We start from the raw sequence: 20,473 nt of genomic DNA, 5'->3' as shown, positions 1-20,473 counted from the left end.
AGCCCCCGTAGACCCTGACAGACCGCATCCGCAGAATCAGCCGCAGCGCAGGTTTTTCACGCTGGCCTTCTTTGTTCAACCCGCCGCCCTCTTCCCTGGACGACGAGCGGCTTCTGCAAGGTACCTCTTCTATGGACGCTGCCGCTCCCTGGTTCAAGAACTATCCGCCCAATGTGCCGCACGATGTGCAGCCCGAGCAGTACCGCTCGCTGGTGCACCTGCTCGAAGAAGCCTTCAGCCAGCATGCAGAGCGGCCGTTTTCGGTCTGCATGGACCGCTGGATGAGCTATGCCGAGCTGGACAGGTTATCCGCACAGATGGGGGCCTGGCTGCAGAGTCTGGGTCTGGAGCCAGGAGCGCGCGTGGCCATCATGCTGCCCAATGTGCCGCAGTTCGCCGTCAGCATGGCCGGCGTGCTGCGTGCAGGCTTTACCTGCGTCAACGTCAACCCGCTCTACACCGCGCGCGAGCTCGAGCATCAGCTCAAGGACTCGGGCGCCACGGCCATCATCATTCTGGAGAACTTTGCCCACACCCTGGCCCAGGTGCTGGAGCGCAGCCATATCCGCCATATCTGCCTGACCAGCATGGGCGATCTGCTCGGCGGCCTGTACGGCAGCTGGATCACCTTTGCCGTGCGCCATCTGGCCAAGATGGTGCCGGCCTTCGACCTGCCCCTTGGCTCGGATTCAGGCGCCGGCAGCCAGCAGCGCCAGGTCACCCAGTTCAGCAAGGCGCTGACCGAGGGCGCAGGACGCAAGCTCATCCCCAGCACGGCCACGCTGGACTCGATCGCCTTTCTGCAATACACGGGCGGCACCACAGGCCTGTCCAAGGGGGCGGTACTGACCCATCGCAACATCGTCGCCGCCACGCTGCAGGCCCATACCTGGTTCACCCCTGCGCTGGAAGGCAGGGTCAAGGCCAATGAAACCCATATCGTGGCGGCCTTGCCGCTCTATCACATCTTCGCGCTCACCGTGAGCCTGTTCGCCATGCGACTGGGCGGCAGTCTGAGTCTGATTCCCAACCCACGCGATATCCCGAAATTTGTGAAGGTGCTCAAGAAGCGGCCCTTCCATGTGCTGCCAGCCGTGAACACCTTGTTCAATGCGCTGCTCAACAACCCGGAGTTCCGCCAGCTCGATTTCTCGCAGTTGTTCATCTCCCAGGCCGGCGGCATGGCGGCGTCCGAAGGCACGGCGCGTCAGTGGCAACAGACCACGGGCTGCGCCATGATTGAAGGCTGGGGCATGAGCGAGACCTGTGCCATAGGCACGAACAATCCCGTGACCAACAAGGAGTTCACCGGCACCATAGGCCTGCCTCTGCCCGGCATCTCGATCGCCATCAAGGACGATGAAGGCCACGACCTGCCGAACGGCCAGGCGGGAGAGCTCTGCATCAAGGGCCCCAACGTCATGCACAGCTACTACAACCAGCCTGCAGAGACCGCCAAGGCCTTCACGGCCGACGGCTATATGCGCACCGGCGATATCGGTGTGCTGGACGACGAGGGATACACCCGCATCATCGACCGCAAGAAGGACATGATGGTGGTCAGCGGCTTCAACGTCTATCCAAACGAGCTGGAGAACGTCATCTCCATGTGCCCCGGCGTGCTCGAATGCGCAGCCGTGGGCGTCAAGGACGATCAGCAGGGCGAATCGATCAAGGTCTATGTGGTGCGCAGCGACCCCTCGTTGACGGAAGACCGGGTCATGCGCTACTGCCAGGAGCAGTTGACCGGCTACAAACGGCCACGCTATATCGAGTTCCGCGACGAGCTGCCCAAGACCAATGTGGGCAAGATCCTGCGGCGCGAGCTGCGGTCGAACTGAGTTTTTTCAGAAAATTTACGAGTTTTCCCGAAGACTTCCAAAGTTGCTGCTAGAATTGCGGTCTTCGGGTGATTAGCTCAGCGGTAGAGCACTGCCTTCACACGGCAGGGGTCACATGTTCGATCCATGTATCACCCACCAGTTAAAGCGCGATTAGCTCAGCGGTAGAGCACTGCCTTCACACGGCAGGGGTCACATGTTCGATCCATGTATCGCGCACCAGACAAAGCCTCTTGGATTTCGGTTCAAGAGGCTTTTTCTTTGCCCGCACGGCAGACCGCCCCCCTCTTTTGGAGGATGCCTGCCCACCGATACGGCTTGCATAATGGTCTTCAGAGACAAGCTGCGCACACTCCGAAGCATTCACAAGAAGACATTGCCATGAGCCACTCCGCCACCCTGGTCTGGGGAGACCATCTGCTCATGGGCCACGGGCCCATGGACGAGCTGCACGAGGAATTCGTCGAGCTGATTGCCCTGCTGCAAACCGCCGAAGACAGCGAGTTGCCCAGTCTGCTGCAAGCCATGCAGACCCATCTGCAGCACCACTTTGCCGAAGAGGACCAGTGGATGCTGAGCACCGGCTTCCCGCCACGCGACTGCCATATCGACGAGCATGCGGCCGTGCTCAAGTCAGTGGCAGAGGTCCGCGTCAAGCTCGCCGACGGCGATGTCGCGCTCTGCCGCGATTTGACCAAGGCCCTGGTGGACTGGTTTCCCGGCCACGCTACGCATCTCGACTCGGCCCTGGCGCACTGGCTGTCCAAGCAACGCTTTGGCGGCAAACCCGTGGTGATTCGCCGCAACATCCTGTCTTCGGCCGAATCGCACTGAGCAGCCCGCCCGCGCGACAGCTGCGTGATGAGCGGTCTGCTAGGCTTGTGCAAACAAAGCACCGCACAGGAGACCAGTCCGATGAATGCATCCCCGGCAATGCATGTCCCACTGCCGCCCGGCATGACCGTGCTGGAGCGCGGCTGGCTGTCAGCCAACAATATCGTCTTTGCCGCACAGGCCGGCGATGCCGAAGGTGCTGCCGTCATCGACACCGGCTATGTCACGCACTCCGCACAAACACTGGCGCTGATCGACAGCACGCTGGAAGGTCAGCCGCTGGCGCGCATTCTCAACACCCATCTGCACAGCGACCATTGCGGCGGCAATGCTGCACTACAGCAGGCTTATCCACAGGTGCAGACCTTTATCGCACCAGGCCAGGCCGAGCAGGTGCGCAACTGGGACGAAGCCGCCCTCAGCTACGCCCCCACGGGCCAGGAATGCCCGCGCTTTGCCGTCACGGGCCTGCTGCAGCCCGGCAGCACGGTGCGCCTGTCGGGCCGCGACTGGCAGATCCATGCAGCCCCCGGCCATGATCCGCATTCTGTGATTCTGTTCGAGCCCGACAGCCGCATCCTGATCTCTGCCGATGCACTATGGGAAAACGGCTTTGGCGTGGTCTTCCCCGAGATCGAAGGCATTGCCGCCTTTGACGAGGTCGCCGCGACCCTGGACGTGATCGAGCGCCTGGAGCCTCGCCTTGTCGTGCCCGGACACGGCGGCTTGTTTGGCGATGTGCAGGCGGCTCTGGGCATTGCCCGCAAGCGGCTGGCCGGGTTTGTAAAGGCGCCGGAACGCCATGCCAGCTATGCCGCCAAGGTGCTGCTCAAATACAAGCTGCTGGAGTGGCAAAGCATCAGGGTGCAAGAGCTGAAGAACTGGGTTCATGCCACCCCCTACTTCGGCACTCTGCACCAAGGCTACTTCGATGCCCAAACGGCGCAGCAATGGCTGGACAGCCTGATCGAGAGCCTGGTGGCCAGCGGCGCGGCCGAGCTGCGGCGCGATGCGACCGGCGCCCCCGTCCTGCTCAATCAATAAGGCACGCTCAGTGCTGCACGGTGGCTGCAACCAGCCGCATGACCAGCGGACGCACCAACACCACGCATGCAAGGGCCGAAGGCATGGCCAGTACATAGGCCTTGAGCACCCGCCACCCATAGCCTGCGCCCAGACCGCCGTTGGCAGCCACGATGATGCAGCACATGAGAAACGCCATGATCAGCGCCATGTAGAAGGCAAACACCAGGGGCGTGTAGCGCTTGTGCAGCTTGCGTCGCCATATTGCTGCGGATCGGGAAGGCCTGTCTCCATCTTCAGTCATTCGCGCTCAGTTCCTCGTGGTGGGCAGCCTCGCCCTGCTTCCAGTAGGACGCAATCCGCATGCGCTTGGGATTGGCACCGGGCTTGGCCAGAATGCGCTTGCGCAGATCGGCCATGGCACGATTCTCGCCCGCCGCCCAGACAAAGCCCTCGCCTTCGGGCAGTTCCAGCGCATCCACCGCATCGGCCAGCGAACTCACCCACTGCAGGTCCAGCGCAGCAGCGCTGCTCCAGCGGCGTTGATCGACCTGATTGCCGATCTGCACCCGCACGATGGCGCGGCTGCCGGCCGGCAATTCCGCCAGGCGGCGCTCCATGGCGGGCATGGCGCTTTCATCGCCCAGCAGCACATGCCAGTCCAGATCGGCGGGCACGACCAGGCTGCCGCGCGGGCCGGCCAGACCCAGCCACTGACCGATGGAGGCTGTGCGCGCCCATTCCACGGCGGGGCCCGAGCCATGCTCGGCGAACTCCAGCTGCAGCGTGTTGCGGGTGGCGTCGTAGTTCAGCGGCGTGTAGTCGCGCATGGTGGGGCGCTCGCCGGCTATATGCGGGCGACCGTCGACCATCTGCGGCAGATTGGGCCTGTCCATCCCGGCCTGCGGCAGGATGAGTTTGGTATGGTCGTCAAAGCCCGCACTGGCAAAGCCTGCCAGTTCGGGGCCACCCACAGTCAGGCGTATAAAGCCGGGGCTGAGCTGCTCGCGCGCCAGCAGTTGCACATGGCGCGAGCGGAATTCGTGGCGTACACGCTGCATGATGGACACTGTCTCGGTGTTGGACATGATTTTCATTAAGTTGATAAAGTCCACGAAATATCCATTAATAAGTTGACTAAGTCAACAAACAACCTTTCCCACCATGAGTTCATCCATCGCCGCCGATGTGTTCGAGGTGCTGCACGATCTGCTGCACCTGTTTCGCGCGCGCCTGCTTGAGTCGCTTGAAGCGGTGCAACCGGGGCTGACCTTCAACGAATTCCGCATCCTCATGCACACCGGTCGCCACCCCGGCATCACGCAAAAGGAACTGGTCGAACACAGCCACACCGACAAGGCCCAGATGGCGCGCACCCTGGCCCAGTTGCAGGACAAGGGCTGGCTGGAGCGCTCGGCCAGCGAAGCCGACAAGCGCGTGCGCTGCCTGCAGCTCAGCGCCCGGGGACAGCAGCTGTTCGATCAGCTCAGACACCGGCGCGAGCAGATAGCCACCGAGCTGCTCAGCGACTTTCCCGCGGCCCAGCAAGGCTTGCTGCATGATTTGCTGCTGCAGGCCAGGGACAGCGCCCAGGCTACGCGACCGTAAATACTCTAAAAAGAAGCAGCCAACGCATGCTGCTCGATGATTTCAATGCTCTATCACCTTGAAATACAGATAGAAAAGGCGGTAGTAGCTCTCATATTCGAAGTGAAGCGAGCGCCCGCCTACCCCGACCATGTTGCTATGCAACAACGCCGAGCATGATTCTCCGTAAACTTTCACAAAGTTATATTAAGAATCATTATCATTCGCTGCATTCGTACCCGAGTACGCTTTAGCCAGCCAGGACTTCGCCCGGACGCCACCCGCGTCCGCGCTCGCATCACAAGTGCGGACAGCCCGTACCAGCCAGCCAACTGTCTTCACTTCCAGTCCTTTCAACATGGCTCAATCCAACATCTATATCCAAAGCCGCAAGCATTCCGCGGGCCGCTTGCCTTCCTCCGCCGGCCTGGTCGCCTGTGCCACCGTGCTGGCCGGCGCCACGTTGGCACTGCCAGCGCAAGCCCAGTCCACAGAAACCACGCTCAAGGAAGTCAAGGTGGAAGGCAAGGCCGACACCGGCTACACGCCCGGCCAGCTGTCTTCGCCCAAGTTCACACAGCCGCTGGTCAACACCACACAGACCGTCAACGTCATCAAGGAGCAGCTGCTGCAGGAGCAAGGCGCCACCACGCTGACCGAGGCGCTGCGCAATGTGCCCGGCGCCGGCACCTTCTACGCGGGCGAGAACGGCAACACCAGCACGGGCGACGCCGTCTATATGCGCGGCTTTGACAGCTCCAGCAGCATCTATGTGGACGGCGTGCGTGACATAGGCTCGATCTCGCGCGATATGTTCAACATCGACCAGGTCGAAGTCACCAAGGGCCCGGCCGGCACCGACTACGGCCGCAGCGCCCCCACGGGGGCCATCAACCTGGTGAGCAAGCAGGCCAATCTGAACAACAGCTTCGGCGGCTCGCTGGGCCTGGGCTCGGCCAGCTACAAGCGCGCCAGCATCGACCTGAATCGCGTCGTCAATGCCGAGACCGGCACGGCCGTGCGCCTGAACGCCATGGCGCAGGACGCCAATGTGGCGGGCCGCAACGGCATCGAGAACAACCGCTGGGGCATTGCGCCCTCGTTCGCCTTCGGCCTGAACTCGCCCACCCGCGTGTTCGTGAACCTGTTGCACATCAAGCAGAGCAATGTGCCCGACGGCGGCGTTGCCACCATCGGCCTGCCTGGCTACACCTCCCCCGACGCTGCAGGCTATGCAGGCCGCCGCGCCTTTCTGGATTCGGCAGCACGCGTCAACAGCAAGAACTTCTACGGCACGGCCTCCGATCACGACGATGTGACGGCCACCATGGCCACGCTGAAGGTGGAACATGACTTCACATCCACCACCAAGCTGCGCAACACCACGCGCTGGGGCGAGACCAAGCAGGACTATCTGCTCTCGGCCATCATGGGCCAGGGCTATTCTGCGAGTGGAGTACTGGGCAGCAATGGTCTGCAGACGCCCAACCCCGCCGATCCATCCACATGGTCGATGGCGCGCCTCATCAACACCAAGGATCAGGTCAACCGCATCCTGACCAACCAGACCAATCTGAACACCAGCCTTGCCACCGGCAGCGTGCAGCATGATCTGAGCCTGGGCCTGGAGCTGACACGCGAGGAACAGACCAATTACGGCCTGGCCACCTCGGGCTCGGTACCCAGCCGGGTCAGCGTATACAACCCCGACGCCAGCGTCACTTTGCCTGCCTATGTACGCAACGGCGCCGACAGCAAGGGCAAGACCGACACCGTGGCGCTGTATGCCTTCGACACGCTGAAGTTCAACGACCAGTGGCAGGCCAATCTGGGTCTGCGTCTGGACCGCTACAAGACCTCGTACAACGCCATGGCGGTCTGCGCGGCCACCTCGACCACCCAGCCCTGCGGCAGCAACCCCGTGGGCACCGTGGTGCCCACCACGTCGGACGGCCTGAGCAAATCCGGCACCTTGCTGAGCTGGAAGGCCGGCGTGCTCTACAAGCCAGCCCCCAATGGCAGCGTCTATCTGAACTACGCTCTCTCGCAGCAGCCACCGGGCGGCAGCAACTTTGCGCTGTCGGCCGCGGTGAACAATGCCGCCAACCCCAATATGGACCCGCAAAAGGCCAAGACGCTGGAGCTGGGCAGCAAATGGGAGCTGGCGGAAAAGAATCTGATGCTCAGCGGCGCGCTGTTCCGCACCGAGGTGACCAATGAGATCGTCACCAACTCCGACGGCACCGTGGGCCAGACCGGCAAGAAGATCGTGCAGGGCCTGGAGCTGGGCGTGATCGGCCAGATCAACAAGGCCTGGGGCGTGAGCGCGGGCTACACCGTGCAGAACACCAAGGTCGACACCGGCGCCCTGGTGGCAGCCGACGCCAGCAACGGCCTGACCTATACGCCCAAGAATGCCTTCAGCCTGTGGAGCACCTACCAGTTGCCCTTCGGCCTGACGATTGGCGGCGGCGCGCGCTATGCGGGCGGCCTCAAGCGCGGCACGGACGGTGCCGTGGGCACGCCCAACCACACGGACGCCTACTGGGTGTTTGACGCCATGGCCAGCTACCGCGTGAACAAGAATCTGGACATCCAGCTCAATGTCTTCAATCTGTTCGACAAGGACTATGTGGCGGCCATCAACAAGAGCGGCTACCGCTACTTCCCCGGTATTGCACGCTCGGCCCGTCTGACGGCAAACTTCAAGTTCTGATTGGAAGTTCTCCCCCTGAGGCGCTCCGCGCCTTCCCCCTCTCTGGCGCTGAGCGCCGGAGGGGGACGACATCTTCGCTGCGGGGCGGCCCTTGCTTGATGTCCCTGGCTTGGGCCATGCCAGCTTGAAGGCTGTGCCCTCTTTTTACGCTTTCAGCCCCGCGCCTGCGGGGCTTTCCCGTCCAAGGAAATTCAAGAAATGATGCTGCATATCCCCCAGGTCCTGAGCCGCGAGCAGGTCGCCAGCATGCGTGCCGCCATAGCTGCCGCGGACTGGGTCGACGGCCGCGCCACCGTGGGCAGCCAGGGCGCCCAGGTCAAGCGCAACCGGCAACTGCCCGAGCACTCGCCCGTGGCCCAGGAGCAGGGCCGCATCATCTTGCAGGCGCTGGCAGCCAGCCCGCTGTTCTTCAGCGCCGCCCTGCCCGCGCGCACCATGCCGCCGCTGTTCAACCGCTACAGCGACAGCGAAACCTACGGCCTGCATGTGGACGGTGCGGCACGCCGCGTCGCGGGCTCCGAGCAGTGGCTGCGCACCGATGTGTCCTGCACGCTGTTTCTCTGCGAGCCCGAGGACTACGAGGGCGGCGAGCTGGTCGTGGTCGACACCTACGGCACGCACGAGGTCAAGCTGCCTGCGGGCGACCTCATTCTCTACCCGTCAACCAGCCTGCACCGGGTCGAGCCAGTGACACGCGGCGAGCGGGTCTGCTCCTTCTTCTGGGCCCAGAGCATGGTGCGCGACGATGCACGCCGGGCCATGCTGTTCGAGATGGATCAGGCCATCACGAGCCTGCGCGGAAAGTTCGGCGAAACCGAGGAAACCGTCAGTCTGACCGGCCACTATCACAACCTGCTGCGCATGTGGGCCGAGACCTGAGAGCGTGTTCTGAAACCGGCCGAGCTGCTCAGGGCCTGTGCTTTTCGGCGCAGCCGACCAGGTGGTTGTGCATGCTGGTCATGCACTGGTACATATCGCGCGAGCGGCCCGTAGCGGCCTTGCAGTCGCTGACCGTGGCCTGGGAGCGCAGCTTCACGAAGTTGCCCGCCGAGCTGTCGTACTGAGCCTGGGTGATATAGCCGCCCCTGAGGTTTTTCTGGCCGTTTTCCAGCATGGTCTCGATCTGGCTGCGGATGTTGTCCACCGCCAGCGCGCAGTTCAGCGCCACCTCCTTGCCGTCGACCTTTCTCAGGCCCTGGGCCAGGCCGTCGGCCATTTCCTGAGCGCCCTTGGGCAGCTTCCTGGTGCCGTCGGGATTGCGTGTCTCCGGTCCTTCGCCAAAGCGCCCCGCGCCCGCACCGGAGCTGCCGTTGGGCGAGACCTTTACCTGCGATGCATCCGCCTGCTGCGGCGGCAGCTGCGAGCCGTAATGCGTCTGCCCTTGCACATCCACCCATTTGTAGACGGGCTGTGCCACCAGGGCACCGGCCCAGACCAGTCCCAGCGTGGCCATGAGCACGCGGCCTTTTGCTGCTGACATTGCGACTTCTCCTAACTCACTGCTGGCCTGCCATGCGCAGAACCGGTATTTGTAAAGAAGTGTAAACAATAATCAGAAATATGAAAACAGGAGCTGCCTGCGCTTTTTCGTCCATGGTTTCAGACATAAAACAGTTTGAAACCTATGATTGAACTGCGCTGACAGCTCCTGATTCAGAAGCTCATGCCGCTTGTAAAGCGCTCAGCCTCAGAACTTCATGTTCGCCGTGATCCAGAAGGTACGACCGGCCTGGGTCACGCCCGACACACTCTGGCCGCCCTGGAAATAGCTGTTCACCCAGGTCGGCGTGCCGTTGACGCTCACCTGCTGATACTTGCGGAAGTCCTTGTCGAACAGATTGAAGATGCTGGCGTTGATGCTCAGGCTCTTGTTGACCTGATAGCTGCCTCCCAGATGGAACAGCGCATAGCCCTTGATATCGCCCACGGCGTCATACACGTCCCTGTTGGCCTTGCTCAAGTTGTCGTAGGAGCCGCTGAAGCGCGGACTCTTGCCGCGGTACTCGCCGCGTGCCCACAGACGCCACTGGCTGCTCGGCGTCCAGTCCAGCTGGGCGCTGGCAATATGCTTGGCGGTGTTGGCCAACTGGCCGTTCTTGACGCCTTTTTCGATCACCTCGCTATTGGTCCAGGTGTAGCCGGCCTTGACGGCCCAGTCCTTGGCCAGCTGGGCGCGGCTGCTCAGTTCCAGACCCCAGGTCTTGGCCTTGTCCACATTGATGGAGTAATCGGCCGTGGGGTTGTAAGCGCAGCTGGAGATGTAGACTGAGCCAGGCTTTTTAGGATCACAAGAGCCGCCCGAGGCGATCTTGTCCTTGACATCGTTGTGGAAGAAGGTGGCCGCGCTGGTCCAGCCCGCCTTGTTGTCGAACAGGGCCGACAGCTCCACATTGGTGCTGGTCTCGGGCTTGAGGTTGGGGTTGCCGATGCTGATGGTCTGGCCCTGGCCGGTCACGCCGCTGACACCGTCGATCAGCTGATTCAAACGCGGGGCTTTGAAGCCCTGGCTCACGCCGCCCTTGAAGGTCCAGTTCGTCGTCGCATCCCAGACCAGATAGGCGCGCGGGCTGAACTGGCCGCCAAAGGCATCATGGTGGTCATAGCGGCCGCCCAGCGTGGCGGCCAGACCCTGGCGCAGACGCCATTCGTCCTCGACAAACAGCGACCACATGGTCTGCTTGTGGCTTTGCGGCAGCAGGCCGTCCTTGAGCTTGGCATCCCAGAACTGGCCACCCACGGTCAGCATATGGGCATCGCCCACGGGGGCCACCAGCTTGCTGTCCAGCACCAGATTGGTGGTCTTGAGCTCGCGATCGGCGCCAGCACGCGGGTCGCCCTTGGGCACCGACGCGCCGGGGATGGTGCGGCCAATGGTCTCGGTTTCGGTATGCATCAGGCTGCTTTCCAGCGTGCCGAAGCCCAGGCGGCCGGTATGGCCGATGCTGACCTGATCGCGGTTGAAGCGCAGGGCGTCGCGGTAGCCGGGCAGCTTGGTGGGGTCAGTGATGACCGCATCACGACTGCCCAGACGGCCATCTTCGTTGTTGTACCAGGTGCGGGCCTGGTCCACGTCCAGCCAGATGTCGTGATAACGGCTGGGCGTCAGTGTCAGCTTGGCACCCAGGCTGTGCTGGCGGCTTTGCGCAGGCGCGGGGTTGCGCGCCTGTGCAGGCTGGGCGGCACCAGGAGCCAGCACCCAGTCGGCGGCATCGCGGTTGAAGGTGCTGCCGCGCACGGCCAGACCCAGCAGATCCTGCTTGATGGGGCCGTTGATGTAGAAGCTGCTCTTGTACTGGTTGCCCCATTCGCTGTCTTGCGGAATGCCGGCGCCCACGCTGACTTCGCCGCCCCACTCCTTGCTGACCTTGCGCGTGATGATGTTGATCACGCCGCCCATGGCGTCCGAGCCATAGAGCGTGGACATGGGGCCGCGAATGACTTCGATACGCTCGATGGCCGACATGGGCGGCATGAAGCTGGTCAGTGCGGCGCCGAAGCCGTTGGGCGTGACGTCGCCCGCCACGTTCTGGCGGCGCCCGTCGATCAGGATCAGCGTGTAGTCGCTGGGCATGCCACGGATGCTGATGTCGAGGCCGCCGGTCTTGCCGGTTCCGCCCATCACATCGATGCCTTCCACGCCCTGCAAGGCTTCGGCCAGATCGCGGAAGTTCTTGGTCTCAAGCTCCTGGCGCGTCACGACGGAGATGGAGGCCGGGGCATTTTTCAGCTCTTGCTCGAAGCCGGAGGCCGAGACCACCACCTCCTCCATGGTGGACTCCTTGGCTTGCGCAAAAGCATTGCCCGCGCATGCGGCGGCAGCGGCCAGGGCCAGTAAACGGGGTTGCCAGCGAATATGGCGGGCGCGGCTGAGAGCTGCGTTGGACATGATGACTCCTCGGCCTGCCTCGGGCAGGTCGTTCACAGATACGGGTAGGAAGCGGCGGCCCGGTGGGCCTTCTGGACAGCTGGCAGGCAGCTAAAGGGAGACAAAGCCGAGGTTGTATGTGACGTTATGGGCTCTGACGGTTGCAATTATGTACTTTTGTAAACGCAAACCAGTCTCATTCGCCATCTGTTTGTAGGTTATTCACCTACATGGGTCTTTGCATGCTATTTCACGCGCGCCTCGGCGCGGGCTTTGTTTGAGCACTTGAAGAGTTCAATAAAAAAGCGCTCTACACCTTTCGGGTAGAGCGCTTTTTACTATTAATAAATGAGCAATCAGCTCATCGAAACACCCGCTTATGGCAAGTCCTTCATGGTCTCGGGATCATTGGCCGGGCGCGGGCCTATGGTGCCCAGTCGGCTTTTGAGCGACTGAGGCTGGCCGGTGATCAGCGCCGCATAGTTGGTGGTGTTGGAGAGCACCTTCTTCACATAGTCGCGGGTCTCGCTGAAGGGCACGTTTTCGGCCCAGATGGCGGCATCCAGCGTGGGGCCGTTGCGCCAGTTGCGCGGGCGGCCCGGGCCGGCGTTGTAACCCGCGGCAGCCAGCGCCATAGAACCCTCGAAGTCGTCCAGCGCCAGCTTGAGATAGGAGGTGCCGATGGTGATATTGGTGTCGCGGTCGTTGATCATGTCGGGCGTGAAGCCCGTCATGCCGATCTTTTTAGCCGTCCAGCGCGCCGTGGCCGGCATCACCTGCATCAGCCCCGAAGCGCCCACGCCCGAGCGTGCATCCATGATAAAGCGGCTCTCCTGACGGATCAGGCCGTAGACATAGGCCGGGTCCAGCCCGATATTGCGCGACTTGGCCAGCACCGTATCGTGATAGGGCATGGGAAAGCGCTGCTTCCAGTCGGCAAAAGTCTTGGTGCGCTCGCTGGTGTTGATGCAGCGATCCCAGACCTGGCGCTCGCAGGCTAGATCGGCCGCCGCGTACAGTTCGCGATCTTCCATGCCGCCGGGCTGGTGCAGATTGGTGGAATAGTTCCACTCGCGCACGCCTTCGCTGCGCAGCCCCATGCCGATGGCATACAGGCTGCGGCTCAGGCCGGGGTTGCTGCGCGCCGCCGCTTTTTCCTGCGCCGTCAACGGTGCGGGCGCGGGCGGCACGGTGATGCGCTGACCGATTTCCTCCAGCGCCAGCTGCTCGTAGAAGCTGTGGCTGCCGGCCGTGTCCTCCAGCAGTTGGCGGGCTTCGGCCTTTTCCTCGGCATTGGGGCGGCCCGCCAGCATGGCCTTGGCTTTCCAGTAGGCCCAGGTCGGGTCGGTGCGCTCCGGGCCCATGGCGTCGATGGCGCGACGCACGGCCTTCCAGTCGCCGGCACGCAAGGCGGCACGGGCCTTCCAGCCCAGCAGGTCGTCGCTCAGGTCTTCGTTGCGGCGCACCTTGCCGAAATAGCTATTGGCATCGGGCGAGAGCTTGAAGGCAGCCTGCTTGCCGGCCACAGCCCAGGCCCAGTTGCGCTCCTCGCCGTTGAGCTGGGCGCCCCAGCCGCCGTCGATCTGCGTGGCGGCCGCATCGGGGTCGCTGGCCGCCATGCGGATCAGGGCCAGCAGGGCCAGCTCCTTGCGTTCGCGGCCGCGTGCCTTGCTCTGGCCTGCCAGGTATTTGACGGGCGAGGCAAAGACCTGCGCCACCTGGTCGGCGGCCTCGGGGGCGACGATGGCCACCGCATCACGGGCCGCCTTCTGGCGATTGTTTTCGGTAGCCACACGGGCACGGCGCCAGACATCGGCGTCGGTGATCAGCTTGTTCGCATACAGCTGGCCGGCGGCCGTGGTGCAGCCGTCATCGGCATCCTTCTGTGCCAGCCACAGATCGCGTACCTGCTGGCCCACATTGGGCGCGCCCCGGCCTTGCAAGGCATCGGCGAGCAGGGCGTAACAGGTGACGGACTTGTCGTCGCGCATGCGGAACTTGGGATAGACCTGGCTGAAGGTGTTCCAGTCGCGCTGCTTGCCCAGCAGCAGCAGCCAGTCGTTGCGCAAGCGGTCTTCCTGATAGGTGCCGGCATAGCGGTTCAGAAAGCCCTGGATTTCATCGGGCGAGGCGGTTTCCAGACGGTTCTTGAGTTCCCAGTAAGCGGCCCAAGGTTCGAGGGGGTGACCGGCAGCCTGAGGCAGGAGCTGGGTCAGCGCCGTCTGATTGCGACTGCGGAATGCTTTTTGCATATCCAGCAACACGGCGTCGCCCGGGTTTTGTGCCTGCGCAAAGGGAGCAGCTACAGTCAACAGGGAAGCCGCACAAAGCGGTGTCAAAATCTTCAGCCAGTGCATGGAGGAAATTATCCGATGGACAAAGCAGCGTTACGCCGCAAGTTGATTGAACTGCGCCTCAACCTTCCAGATCGCCTACAACGCGCCGATGCGCTGCAGCAGGTGATGCGCTTTTGGCTGATGGAGCGGCCCGATACCGTGATTGGTGCCTACTGGCCCATCAAGGGTGAATTCGATCCGCTGCCAGCCCTGCATCGCTGGAAGGAAGATGGCGAGCTACAGGGTACTCCACAAAGGCGCAGGATCGGGCTGCCGGTGATAGACAAACAGCGCAAGACGCTGAGTTTTCACGCCTGGTACCCCGGTTGCCCGATGGAGGAGGACGCCTATGGCATTCCCAAGCCCAAGGATACCGAACTGCTGGTGCCCACGCTGCTGTTTGTCCCCTGCGTAGGTTATGCGGCCGGCGGCTACCGTCTCGGCTATGGCGGCGGTTTCTATGACCGTACACTGGCCGAGCTGAGCCCGCGCCCCTTCACCGTGGGCCTGGGCTACACCAATGGCTATGTCGATGACTTCCAGCCCGAGGCCCATGACCAGCCGCTGGACGCCATCCTCAACGACAACGGCGTGGTCTGGCCCGTCTAACCTTTGAATCGCTTTGCCATGAGTCGTCACCGCAAGAACATTCCCCAGCGCCGCTACCGCCAGCGCCCGCCACTGACCGTGATGCAGCTGCCGCTCACGCACCCCGAGGTGCTGCGGCTGCAAGCACATATGCGCCGCCATGGCGCGCTTGGCCTGACACCGCGCCAGCACGATGCCATCTGGGACTTTCTGTTCGAGCGCCCCGAGAGCCAGGCCTGGCTCAGCCAGATGACGGCGCAGATTCAGGCCGGGCAGATCGCCACGCGGCCCAGCGCCTGATCGCGTTCATCGAAAAAATGCTCCTTATTAAGGAGCATTTACTGCATTCAATTAAAGGACTTCATAGCTTTATCAGCCTGAAGTCCTTTTTTATCAAGCGCAAGAAGCTATCAATTTCAAGCTGACTGGCTGGCGCGCCAGTTGTGCCAGCCCGATGCACGCAGCTCGCAAGCCGGGCAGCTGCCACAGCCATAGCCCCACTCGTGCAGCGCATCGCGCGTGCCCTGATAGCAGGTATGGGTCTCGGTGCGGATCAGCTCCACCAGTTCGCTGCCGCCCAGATCCTGGGCCAGTTGCCAGGTCTGGGCCTTGTCCAGCCACATCAGCGGCGTATCGATGCGCAGCCGGCGTTCCAGGCCCAGGTTCAGCGCCAGTTGCTGGGCCTTCATGGTGTCGTCGCGGCAATCGGGGTAGCCCGAGTAATCGGTCTCGCAGACGCCGGTGACGATCACCGTCAGCCCGCGGCGATAGGCCAGCGCGCCGGCCAGCGTCAGAAACAGCAGGTTGCGGCCCGGCACAAAGGTGTTGGGCAGGCCGTCGGCCTGCATGGCAAAAGCCACATCCTCGGTCAGGGACGAGCCGCCAATCTGCTTGAGCACGTCGAGCGACAGCACATGGTCCTCGCCCAGACGAGGCGCCCACAGGGGAAAACGCTCAGCCAGCTGCTCGCGCACACCGGCGCGCACCTGCATCTCCACGCTGTGGCGCTGGCCGTAGTCAAAGCCCAGCGTCTCCACGCGCTCGAACATGGCCAGGGCCTGGGCCAGGCAGGTGGTCGAGTCCTGGCCGCCCGAGAACAGCACCAGCGCGCCCTTGTGGTGACCGGCCCCGGCCACCTGAGCGGCCGGGCTTGCAGAAGAAGTCGAAGTATTTGCCATAGTGCTGCAATTACATCATCCGCCGTGCCACCGAGACATGACTGTGGAATCAAAACACACAGACCGTCAGGCCCAAGCTTGATAAGCTGCTCGACAAACCACACAGGAGTCCGCCATGAAGCTCTATATCGGCAACAAGAATTACTCGTCCTGGTCCATGCGTCCCTGGGTGCTGATGCGCCAAAGCGGCATCAGCTTCGAAGAGCTCACGCTGCGCTTTGACAGCTTTGCACCCGACTCCAGCTTCAAGCTGCAGGCGCTGGCACTCGCACCGACCGGCAAGGTGCCGCTGCTGGTCGACGAGGGACTGATCATCTGGGACAGCCTGGCCATCTGCGAATACCTGGCCGAGCGTTTTCCCGACAAGCATCTGTGGCCGCAGACCGTGGCCCAGCGCGCCCGCGCGCGCAGCCTGGTGGCGCAGATGCACAGCGGCTTCGGCGCGCTGCGCAGCTTCTGCCCCATGAATATCGAAGCCCAGTTGCAGGAAACCGGAGCCCGGCTCTGGGCCGAGCATGCCGATCTGCGCAGCGATATCCAGCAACTCGAAGAGCTCTGGACCCCGCTGCTGAGCGCTGCCAGCGGCCCCATGCTGTTTGGCCAGTTCAGCATTGCCGATGCGTTTTTTGCGCCGGTGTGCATGCGCATCAACAGCTACGGCCTGCCGACCTCGGCCCCGGTACGCGCCTATGTGCAGCGCGTCACCCAGTTGCCAGCCACCCAGGAATGGATTCAGGCAGCGCTGGCCGAGCACGACTTTCTGCAGTTTGAAGAGCCCTATCGCCAGCAGCGCTGAGGCTTGGCTCCCGCGATTGCGGTATCTGCAGGCCGGCTCGCAGCCACTACCATTGCAGCATGAGTGAATTCAAGGTTTTCAAGGTAGGCGGTGCGGTGCGCGATGCATTGCTGGGCCTGCCCGTCAACGATACGGACTGGGTGGTGGTTGGCGCCACGCCGGAGCAGATGAGCGCGCGCGGCTTCGTGCCCGTGGGGCGCGACTTTCCGGTGTTTCTGCACCCCCGGACCCATGAGGAATATGCGCTGGCACGCACCGAGCGCAAGAACGGCATGGGCTATCGCGGCTTTGTGGTCCACACCGCCGCCGATGTGACACTGGAAGAAGACCTGGCGCGGCGCGATCTCACCATCAACTCCATCGCTGCTCCCGCAGACTGGACAGGCAACGGCGACCTCGAAGATCTGGTCGACCCCTACCACGGCCAGCAGGATCTGAAGAATCGCGTGCTGCGCCATGTGACCGATGCCTTCCGCGAAGACCCGGTACGCATTCTGCGTCTGGCCCGCTTTGCGGCGCGCTTCACCGATTTTTCCGTCGCGCCCGAGACCATGGAACTCATGCGCGAGATGGTGGCGGCCGGCGAGGTCGATGCCCTGGTGCCCGAGCGCGTGTGGCAGGAAATCAGCCGCGGCCTGATGGAGGCCCAGCCCTCGCGCATGTTCGAGATCCTGCGCGAATGCGGGGCGCTGGTCCGGCTGCTGCCCGAACTCGACAAGCTCTGGGGCGTGCCCCAGCGCGCCGAATACCACCCCGAGATCGATTGCGGCGTGCATGCCATGATGGTGCTGGACATGTCGGCGCGCCTGCAGGCACCGCTGTCCGTGCGTTTTGCCTGCCTCTGCCATGACTTCGGCAAGGGCAGCACGCCGGCCGATGTGCTGCCCCGCCATATCGGCCATGAGCAGCGCAGCGCCCGCCTGCTGCTACAGGTCTGCGAGCGCTGGCGCGTACCCAACGACTGCAAGGAGCTGGCCGAGGTCGTGGCGCGCGAGCATGGCAACATCCACCGCAGCCATGAACTCAATGCCGCCGCCCTGCTGCGGCTGCTCGAGCGCTGCGATGCCATCCGCAAGCCCCAGCGCTTCGAGGAAGCCCTGCAGGCCTGCGAATGCGACGCGCGCGGACGGCAGGGTTTTGAAGATGCGGCCTATCCGCAGCGCCAGCGCCTGGGCAATGCCCTGAAAGCGGCTCTGGCCGTGGAAACCGGCCCGGTCGCCCAGGCCGCAGCACAGCGCGGCCTCAAGGGCAAGGCCATCGGCGACGCAGTGAGCAAGGCGCGCGAGCAGGCGATTGCCGCCTATCTGGAAGGCGGCGCCTAGCAGCTCGCGCGCCGAGGTCCAGAAGGCAAGGATGTGCGCGGTTTGAGTTAAGTCAAAGAAGCTATGCTGCAGCCATTGCACAGTACGAGACGGCTGCGGCGGTTCGCTCCGCCCGGGCCATGCAGCGGGTCACGAAGCCCGCTGCAACACCCATTCCATACCGGTATGGTTCTTTGACGGGCAAGTGTCCGGCCCACAGGCCACGGCCTTGCCCTCTTGCTTCAAGGAGGTGCTCTGATGTCCTTACCCCAGACCATGAAAGCCGCCGTGGTGCGTTCCTTCGGGAAGCCGCTCACGATCGAAGAAATGCCGGTACCTCGACCGGCAGACGATCAGATCCTGGTCAAGATTGCCGCTTCCGGCGTCTGCCACACCGATCTGCATGCGGCCGAAGGCGACTGGCCCGTCAAACCCCAGCCGCCCTTCATTCCCGGCCACGAGGGCGTGGGCTATGTGGCCGCGGCGGGCAAGAACGTCAAGCATGTCAAGGAAGGCGATCGCGTGGGCGTGCCCTGGCTGCACAGCGCCTGCGGCTTCTGCCGCCACTGCATAGGCGGCTGGGAAACCTTGTGCGAATCTCAGACCAATACCGGCTATTCGGTCAACGGCGGCTTTGCCGATTACGCACTGGCCGACCCCGACTATGTGGGCCATCTGCCGTCCAATGTGAGCTTTATCGACGTCGCTCCCGTGCTCTGCGCCGGGGTCACGGTGTACAAGGGCCTGAAGGTCACCGACGCCAAGCCCGGCGACTGGGTGGTGATTTCCGGCATCGGCGGCCTGGGCCATATGGCTGTGCAATATGCCAAGGCCATGGGCTTCAATGTCGCGGCGGTCGACATCGACGACAGCAAGCTCGCGCTGGCGCGCCAGCTGGGCGCCACCGTCACCGTCAACGCCATGAACACCGACCCGGCGGCCTATCTGCAAAGAGAGATCGAAGGCGCCCACGGCGTGCTGGTCACGGCCGTGTCGCCCAAGGCTTTCGAGCAGGCTCTGGGCATGGTGCGTCGCGGCGGCACGATTTCGCTCAACGGTCTGCCACCTGGCGATTTTCCGCTGCCGATTTTCTCCATGGTGCTCAAGGGCATCACGGTGCGCGGCTCCATCGTCGGCACGCGCCTGGACCTGCAGGAGTCGCTGGACTTTGCCGCCCAGGGCAAGGTCAAGGCCACCGTATCCACCGACAAGCTGGAAAACATCAACGACATCTTTGCCCGCATGCACGAAGGCAAGATCGAAGGCCGCGTGGTGCTGGACATCGCCGCCTGAGCAAGGCTAACCGGCCCCGAACCGGGGCCGGGTGAGCGGGCCGGCTCGCGCGAAGCCGCCGCTCAGATCACCGAGCGCACCCAGCGCACGATCTCCGAGGCAGGCAGTGCCCCGGAGATGCGTGCCAGTTCCTTGCCTTCCTTGAAGACCACCATGGTCGGAATGCTGCGAATGCCCAGCGGTGCTGCAGCCTGTGGATAAGCCTCGGTATCGAGCTTGGCCAGTTGCGCCTGCCCCGCCAGTTGCTGGGCCGCCTGGGCAAAGGCCGGCGCCATCATGCGGCAGGGGCCGCACCAGGGGGCCCAGAAATCCACGACCACGGGCAACTGGCTGCGGCCGGTGTGCCGGGCAAAGCTGTCGTTGTCCAGCGCCACGGGCTCGCCCGTCACCAGCGCCTGGTGGCAGCTGCCGCAATCGGGCTGATTGCCCAGCTGGTCGCTGGCAATGCGATTGGTGGTGTGGCAATGAGGACAGACGTAGTGCAGGGATTCGGACACAGGGGCAACCTTTCTAGGATTTACGCAAACAAGAATGCGACAACGGCCTGCCTTCTGGGACAGTCGCCTTGCCTGAACCCGCTTTGCGTAAGTCGTACTTTCTTTGGCAATGCCTGACGGTGCCAGCAGGCACTGCTCGGGCTCAGGTCCGTATGTGCAGCCAAAGCCTGCAGATTCAAGTCGGCCAGCCTCAGAACGTATTTACGATCTCAGAGCTTCACAAAGCGGGCAATCAGCGCCGCCACCATGCTGAGCAGCACCGTACTGGCCACGGGCAGAAAAAATTCCTTGCCGAACAGCCGAAAGCGGAAGTCGCCGGGCAGACGCCCCAGCCCTATGCGCTGCAGCCAGCCGTGCAGCCCGTTGACGAGCAACAGGGCCAGAAAAATGACGATCAACCAGCGAATCATGAGACTGCAAGTATAGGGGCGCACCGCCCTGGCTACCTGCGCGCCCATGCTGTCAGGCAGCCATTCCGTTTATGCATGACATGCTTCCCAAAGATTGATTGACCTCAATTCCCCCCTCTGCCCATGATGTCCAAGCCCTGCGCCATGCAGGGATCGGGCCCATGCGTCTGCCGTCACGGCCCGCCAACTACAAACAACGAGACATACC

General features: G+C 63.1%; 19 protein-coding genes and 2 tRNA genes. 13 read left to right on the top strand and 8 right to left on the bottom strand.

Annotated elements, in window-relative coordinates:
- Nucleotides 1-131 precede the first annotated feature (131 nt).
- The 5 genes from EIC84_RS09835 (at nt 132) to EIC84_RS09815 (ending at nt 3,719) form a co-directional block, all read left to right on the top strand.
- Nucleotides 132-1,841, top strand: a complete 1,710-nt coding sequence (locus EIC84_RS09835) for an AMP-binding protein (protein ID WP_003067999.1) — start codon at nt 132-134, stop codon at nt 1,839-1,841.
- 66 nt (nt 1,842-1,907) lie between these two features.
- Nucleotides 1,908-1,982, top strand: a tRNA-Val gene (locus EIC84_RS09830).
- A 6-nt stretch (nt 1,983-1,988) separates the two neighbouring features.
- Nucleotides 1,989-2,063, top strand: a tRNA-Val gene (locus EIC84_RS09825).
- A 159-nt stretch (nt 2,064-2,222) separates the two neighbouring features.
- Nucleotides 2,223-2,675, top strand: a complete 453-nt coding sequence (locus EIC84_RS09820) for a bacteriohemerythrin (RefSeq protein ID WP_003067997.1) — start codon at nt 2,223-2,225, stop codon at nt 2,673-2,675.
- A gap of 81 nt (nt 2,676-2,756) precedes the next feature.
- Complete coding sequence (locus EIC84_RS09815; RefSeq protein WP_003067995.1) at nt 2,757-3,719, top strand: MBL fold metallo-hydrolase; 963 nt, start codon at nt 2,757-2,759, stop codon at nt 3,717-3,719.
- Nucleotides 3,720-3,726: 7 nt separating this feature from the next.
- Here the strand turns inward: EIC84_RS09815 and EIC84_RS09810 are convergent, their stop codons facing one another.
- Both EIC84_RS09810 and EIC84_RS09805 read right to left on the bottom strand, forming a co-directional pair.
- The gene (locus tag EIC84_RS09810; RefSeq protein WP_003067994.1) at nt 3,727-4,002 is read right to left on the bottom strand and encodes a DUF2798 domain-containing protein; all 276 of its coding nucleotides are present in this window, start codon (nt 4,000-4,002) and stop codon (nt 3,727-3,729) included.
- Entirely contained in the window at nt 3,995-4,795 is an 801-nt protein-coding gene (locus tag EIC84_RS09805) for a siderophore-interacting protein (protein WP_003067993.1), read from the bottom strand. Before EIC84_RS09805 ends, EIC84_RS09810 begins: the two co-directional genes overlap by 8 nt.
- Nucleotides 4,796-4,862: 67 nt before the next feature.
- Between EIC84_RS09805 and EIC84_RS09800 the strand changes: the two genes are divergently transcribed.
- The 3 genes from EIC84_RS09800 (at nt 4,863) to EIC84_RS09790 (ending at nt 8,880) form a co-directional block, all read left to right on the top strand.
- Complete coding sequence (locus EIC84_RS09800; protein WP_003067992.1) at nt 4,863-5,306, top strand: MarR family winged helix-turn-helix transcriptional regulator; 444 nt, start codon at nt 4,863-4,865, stop codon at nt 5,304-5,306.
- Nucleotides 5,307-5,643: 337 nt separating this feature from the next.
- Nucleotides 5,644-8,001, top strand: coding sequence for a catecholate siderophore receptor Fiu (locus EIC84_RS09795; protein WP_003067991.1), 2,358 nt, complete (start codon nt 5,644-5,646; stop codon nt 7,999-8,001).
- Between the two features lie 198 nt (nt 8,002-8,199).
- Nucleotides 8,200-8,880 carry a Fe2+-dependent dioxygenase gene (locus EIC84_RS09790; protein ID WP_003067989.1) on the top strand — a complete coding sequence of 227 codons (681 nt, stop codon included), beginning with the start codon at nt 8,200-8,202 and terminating at the stop codon, nt 8,878-8,880.
- Nucleotides 8,881-8,908: 28 nt separating this feature from the next.
- On the opposite strand, the gene EIC84_RS09785 is transcribed toward EIC84_RS09790, so the two are convergent.
- The 3 genes from EIC84_RS09785 to EIC84_RS09775 form a co-directional block, all read right to left on the bottom strand.
- Nucleotides 8,909-9,481 (bottom strand): DUF4124 domain-containing protein, encoded by a 573-nt coding sequence (locus EIC84_RS09785; protein WP_003067988.1) that lies wholly within the window; start codon nt 9,479-9,481, stop codon nt 8,909-8,911.
- Nucleotides 9,482-9,688: 207 nt separating this feature from the next.
- Nucleotides 9,689-11,887 (bottom strand): TonB-dependent receptor domain-containing protein, encoded by a 2,199-nt coding sequence (locus EIC84_RS09780; RefSeq protein ID WP_003067987.1) that lies wholly within the window; start codon nt 11,885-11,887, stop codon nt 9,689-9,691.
- 356 nt (nt 11,888-12,243) lie between these two features.
- Nucleotides 12,244-14,223, bottom strand: coding sequence for a lytic transglycosylase domain-containing protein (locus EIC84_RS09775; RefSeq protein ID WP_003067986.1), 1,980 nt, complete (start codon nt 14,221-14,223; stop codon nt 12,244-12,246).
- Between the two features lie 15 nt (nt 14,224-14,238).
- On the opposite strand from EIC84_RS09775, the gene EIC84_RS09770 reads away from it, so the two are divergent.
- Nucleotides 14,239-14,811, top strand: a complete 573-nt coding sequence (locus EIC84_RS09770) for a 5-formyltetrahydrofolate cyclo-ligase (protein WP_003067985.1) — start codon at nt 14,239-14,241, stop codon at nt 14,809-14,811.
- Between the two features lie 18 nt (nt 14,812-14,829).
- Complete coding sequence (locus EIC84_RS09765) at nt 14,830-15,090, top strand: hypothetical protein (protein ID WP_003067984.1); 261 nt, start codon at nt 14,830-14,832, stop codon at nt 15,088-15,090.
- A 116-nt stretch (nt 15,091-15,206) separates the two neighbouring features.
- On the opposite strand, the gene queC is transcribed toward EIC84_RS09765, so the two are convergent.
- The gene (gene queC, locus EIC84_RS09760) at nt 15,207-15,968 is read right to left on the bottom strand and encodes a 7-cyano-7-deazaguanine synthase QueC (RefSeq protein ID WP_003067983.1); all 762 of its coding nucleotides are present in this window, start codon (nt 15,966-15,968) and stop codon (nt 15,207-15,209) included.
- A gap of 115 nt (nt 15,969-16,083) precedes the next feature.
- Here queC and EIC84_RS09755 point away from each other — a divergent pair, with 115 nt between their 5' ends.
- The 3 genes from EIC84_RS09755 to adhP all read left to right on the top strand — a co-directional run bounded on the left by EIC84_RS09755 (nt 16,084) and on the right by adhP (nt 19,358).
- A complete protein-coding gene (locus tag EIC84_RS09755) occupies nt 16,084-16,764 on the top strand; it encodes a glutathione S-transferase family protein (RefSeq protein ID WP_003067981.1) in 681 nt (226 codons plus the stop codon).
- A gap of 59 nt (nt 16,765-16,823) precedes the next feature.
- Nucleotides 16,824-18,086: a multifunctional CCA addition/repair protein gene (locus tag EIC84_RS09750; RefSeq protein WP_003067980.1), complete on the top strand. Its 1,263-nt coding sequence runs from the start codon at nt 16,824-16,826 to the stop codon at nt 18,084-18,086.
- Nucleotides 18,087-18,323: 237 nt separating this feature from the next.
- Complete coding sequence (gene adhP / locus EIC84_RS09745) at nt 18,324-19,358, top strand: alcohol dehydrogenase AdhP (RefSeq protein ID WP_003067979.1); 1,035 nt, start codon at nt 18,324-18,326, stop codon at nt 19,356-19,358.
- A gap of 62 nt (nt 19,359-19,420) precedes the next feature.
- On the opposite strand, the gene trxC is transcribed toward adhP, so the two are convergent.
- Nucleotides 19,421-19,855: a thioredoxin TrxC gene (gene trxC / locus EIC84_RS09740; RefSeq protein ID WP_003067978.1), complete on the bottom strand. Its 435-nt coding sequence runs from the start codon at nt 19,853-19,855 to the stop codon at nt 19,421-19,423.
- Nucleotides 19,856-20,064: 209 nt separating this feature from the next.
- Nucleotides 20,065-20,265 carry a DUF2905 domain-containing protein gene (locus EIC84_RS09735; protein ID WP_003067977.1) on the bottom strand — a complete coding sequence of 67 codons (201 nt, stop codon included), beginning with the start codon at nt 20,263-20,265 and terminating at the stop codon, nt 20,065-20,067.
- Between the last annotated feature and the right edge of the window lie 208 nt (nt 20,266-20,473).

The sequence above is a fragment of the Comamonas sp. A23 genome, assembly GCF_004522605.1.
In the GTDB taxonomy this organism is placed as follows: domain Bacteria; phylum Pseudomonadota; class Gammaproteobacteria; order Burkholderiales; family Burkholderiaceae_C; genus Comamonas; species Comamonas thiooxydans.
This window is presented reverse-complemented; position numbering and strand designations above follow the sequence as displayed.

Bases quoted from the DNA above. Each gene is read 5' to 3' on its own strand.
- EIC84_RS09835 (WP_003067999.1), top strand. From the start codon at position 132: ATGGACGCTGCCGCTCCCTGGTTCAAGAACTATCCGCCCAATGTGCCG.
- EIC84_RS09820 (WP_003067997.1), top strand. From the start codon at position 2,223: ATGAGCCACTCCGCCACCCTGGTCTGGGGAGACCATCTGCTCATGGGC.
- EIC84_RS09810 (WP_003067994.1), bottom strand. From the start codon at position 4,002: ATGACTGAAGATGGAGACAGGCCTTCCCGATCCGCAGCAATATGGCGA.
- EIC84_RS09795 (WP_003067991.1), top strand. From the start codon at position 5,644: ATGGCTCAATCCAACATCTATATCCAAAGCCGCAAGCATTCCGCGGGC.
- EIC84_RS09815 (WP_003067995.1), top strand. From the start codon at position 2,757: ATGAATGCATCCCCGGCAATGCATGTCCCACTGCCGCCCGGCATGACC.
- EIC84_RS09790 (WP_003067989.1), top strand. From the start codon at position 8,200: ATGATGCTGCATATCCCCCAGGTCCTGAGCCGCGAGCAGGTCGCCAGC.
- EIC84_RS09750 (WP_003067980.1), top strand. From the start codon at position 16,824: ATGAGTGAATTCAAGGTTTTCAAGGTAGGCGGTGCGGTGCGCGATGCA.
- EIC84_RS09770 (WP_003067985.1), top strand. From the start codon at position 14,239: ATGGACAAAGCAGCGTTACGCCGCAAGTTGATTGAACTGCGCCTCAAC.
- EIC84_RS09765 (WP_003067984.1), top strand. From the start codon at position 14,830: ATGAGTCGTCACCGCAAGAACATTCCCCAGCGCCGCTACCGCCAGCGC.
- EIC84_RS09785 (WP_003067988.1), bottom strand. From the start codon at position 9,481: ATGTCAGCAGCAAAAGGCCGCGTGCTCATGGCCACGCTGGGACTGGTC.
- queC (WP_003067983.1), bottom strand. From the start codon at position 15,968: ATGGCAAATACTTCGACTTCTTCTGCAAGCCCGGCCGCTCAGGTGGCC.
- EIC84_RS09805 (WP_003067993.1), bottom strand. From the start codon at position 4,795: ATGAAAATCATGTCCAACACCGAGACAGTGTCCATCATGCAGCGTGTA.
- EIC84_RS09775 (WP_003067986.1), bottom strand. From the start codon at position 14,223: ATGCACTGGCTGAAGATTTTGACACCGCTTTGTGCGGCTTCCCTGTTG.
- EIC84_RS09780 (WP_003067987.1), bottom strand. From the start codon at position 11,887: ATGTCCAACGCAGCTCTCAGCCGCGCCCGCCATATTCGCTGGCAACCC.
- adhP (WP_003067979.1), top strand. From the start codon at position 18,324: ATGTCCTTACCCCAGACCATGAAAGCCGCCGTGGTGCGTTCCTTCGGG.
- EIC84_RS09735 (WP_003067977.1), bottom strand. From the start codon at position 20,265: ATGATTCGCTGGTTGATCGTCATTTTTCTGGCCCTGTTGCTCGTCAAC.
- EIC84_RS09755 (WP_003067981.1), top strand. From the start codon at position 16,084: ATGAAGCTCTATATCGGCAACAAGAATTACTCGTCCTGGTCCATGCGT.
- EIC84_RS09800 (WP_003067992.1), top strand. From the start codon at position 4,863: ATGAGTTCATCCATCGCCGCCGATGTGTTCGAGGTGCTGCACGATCTG.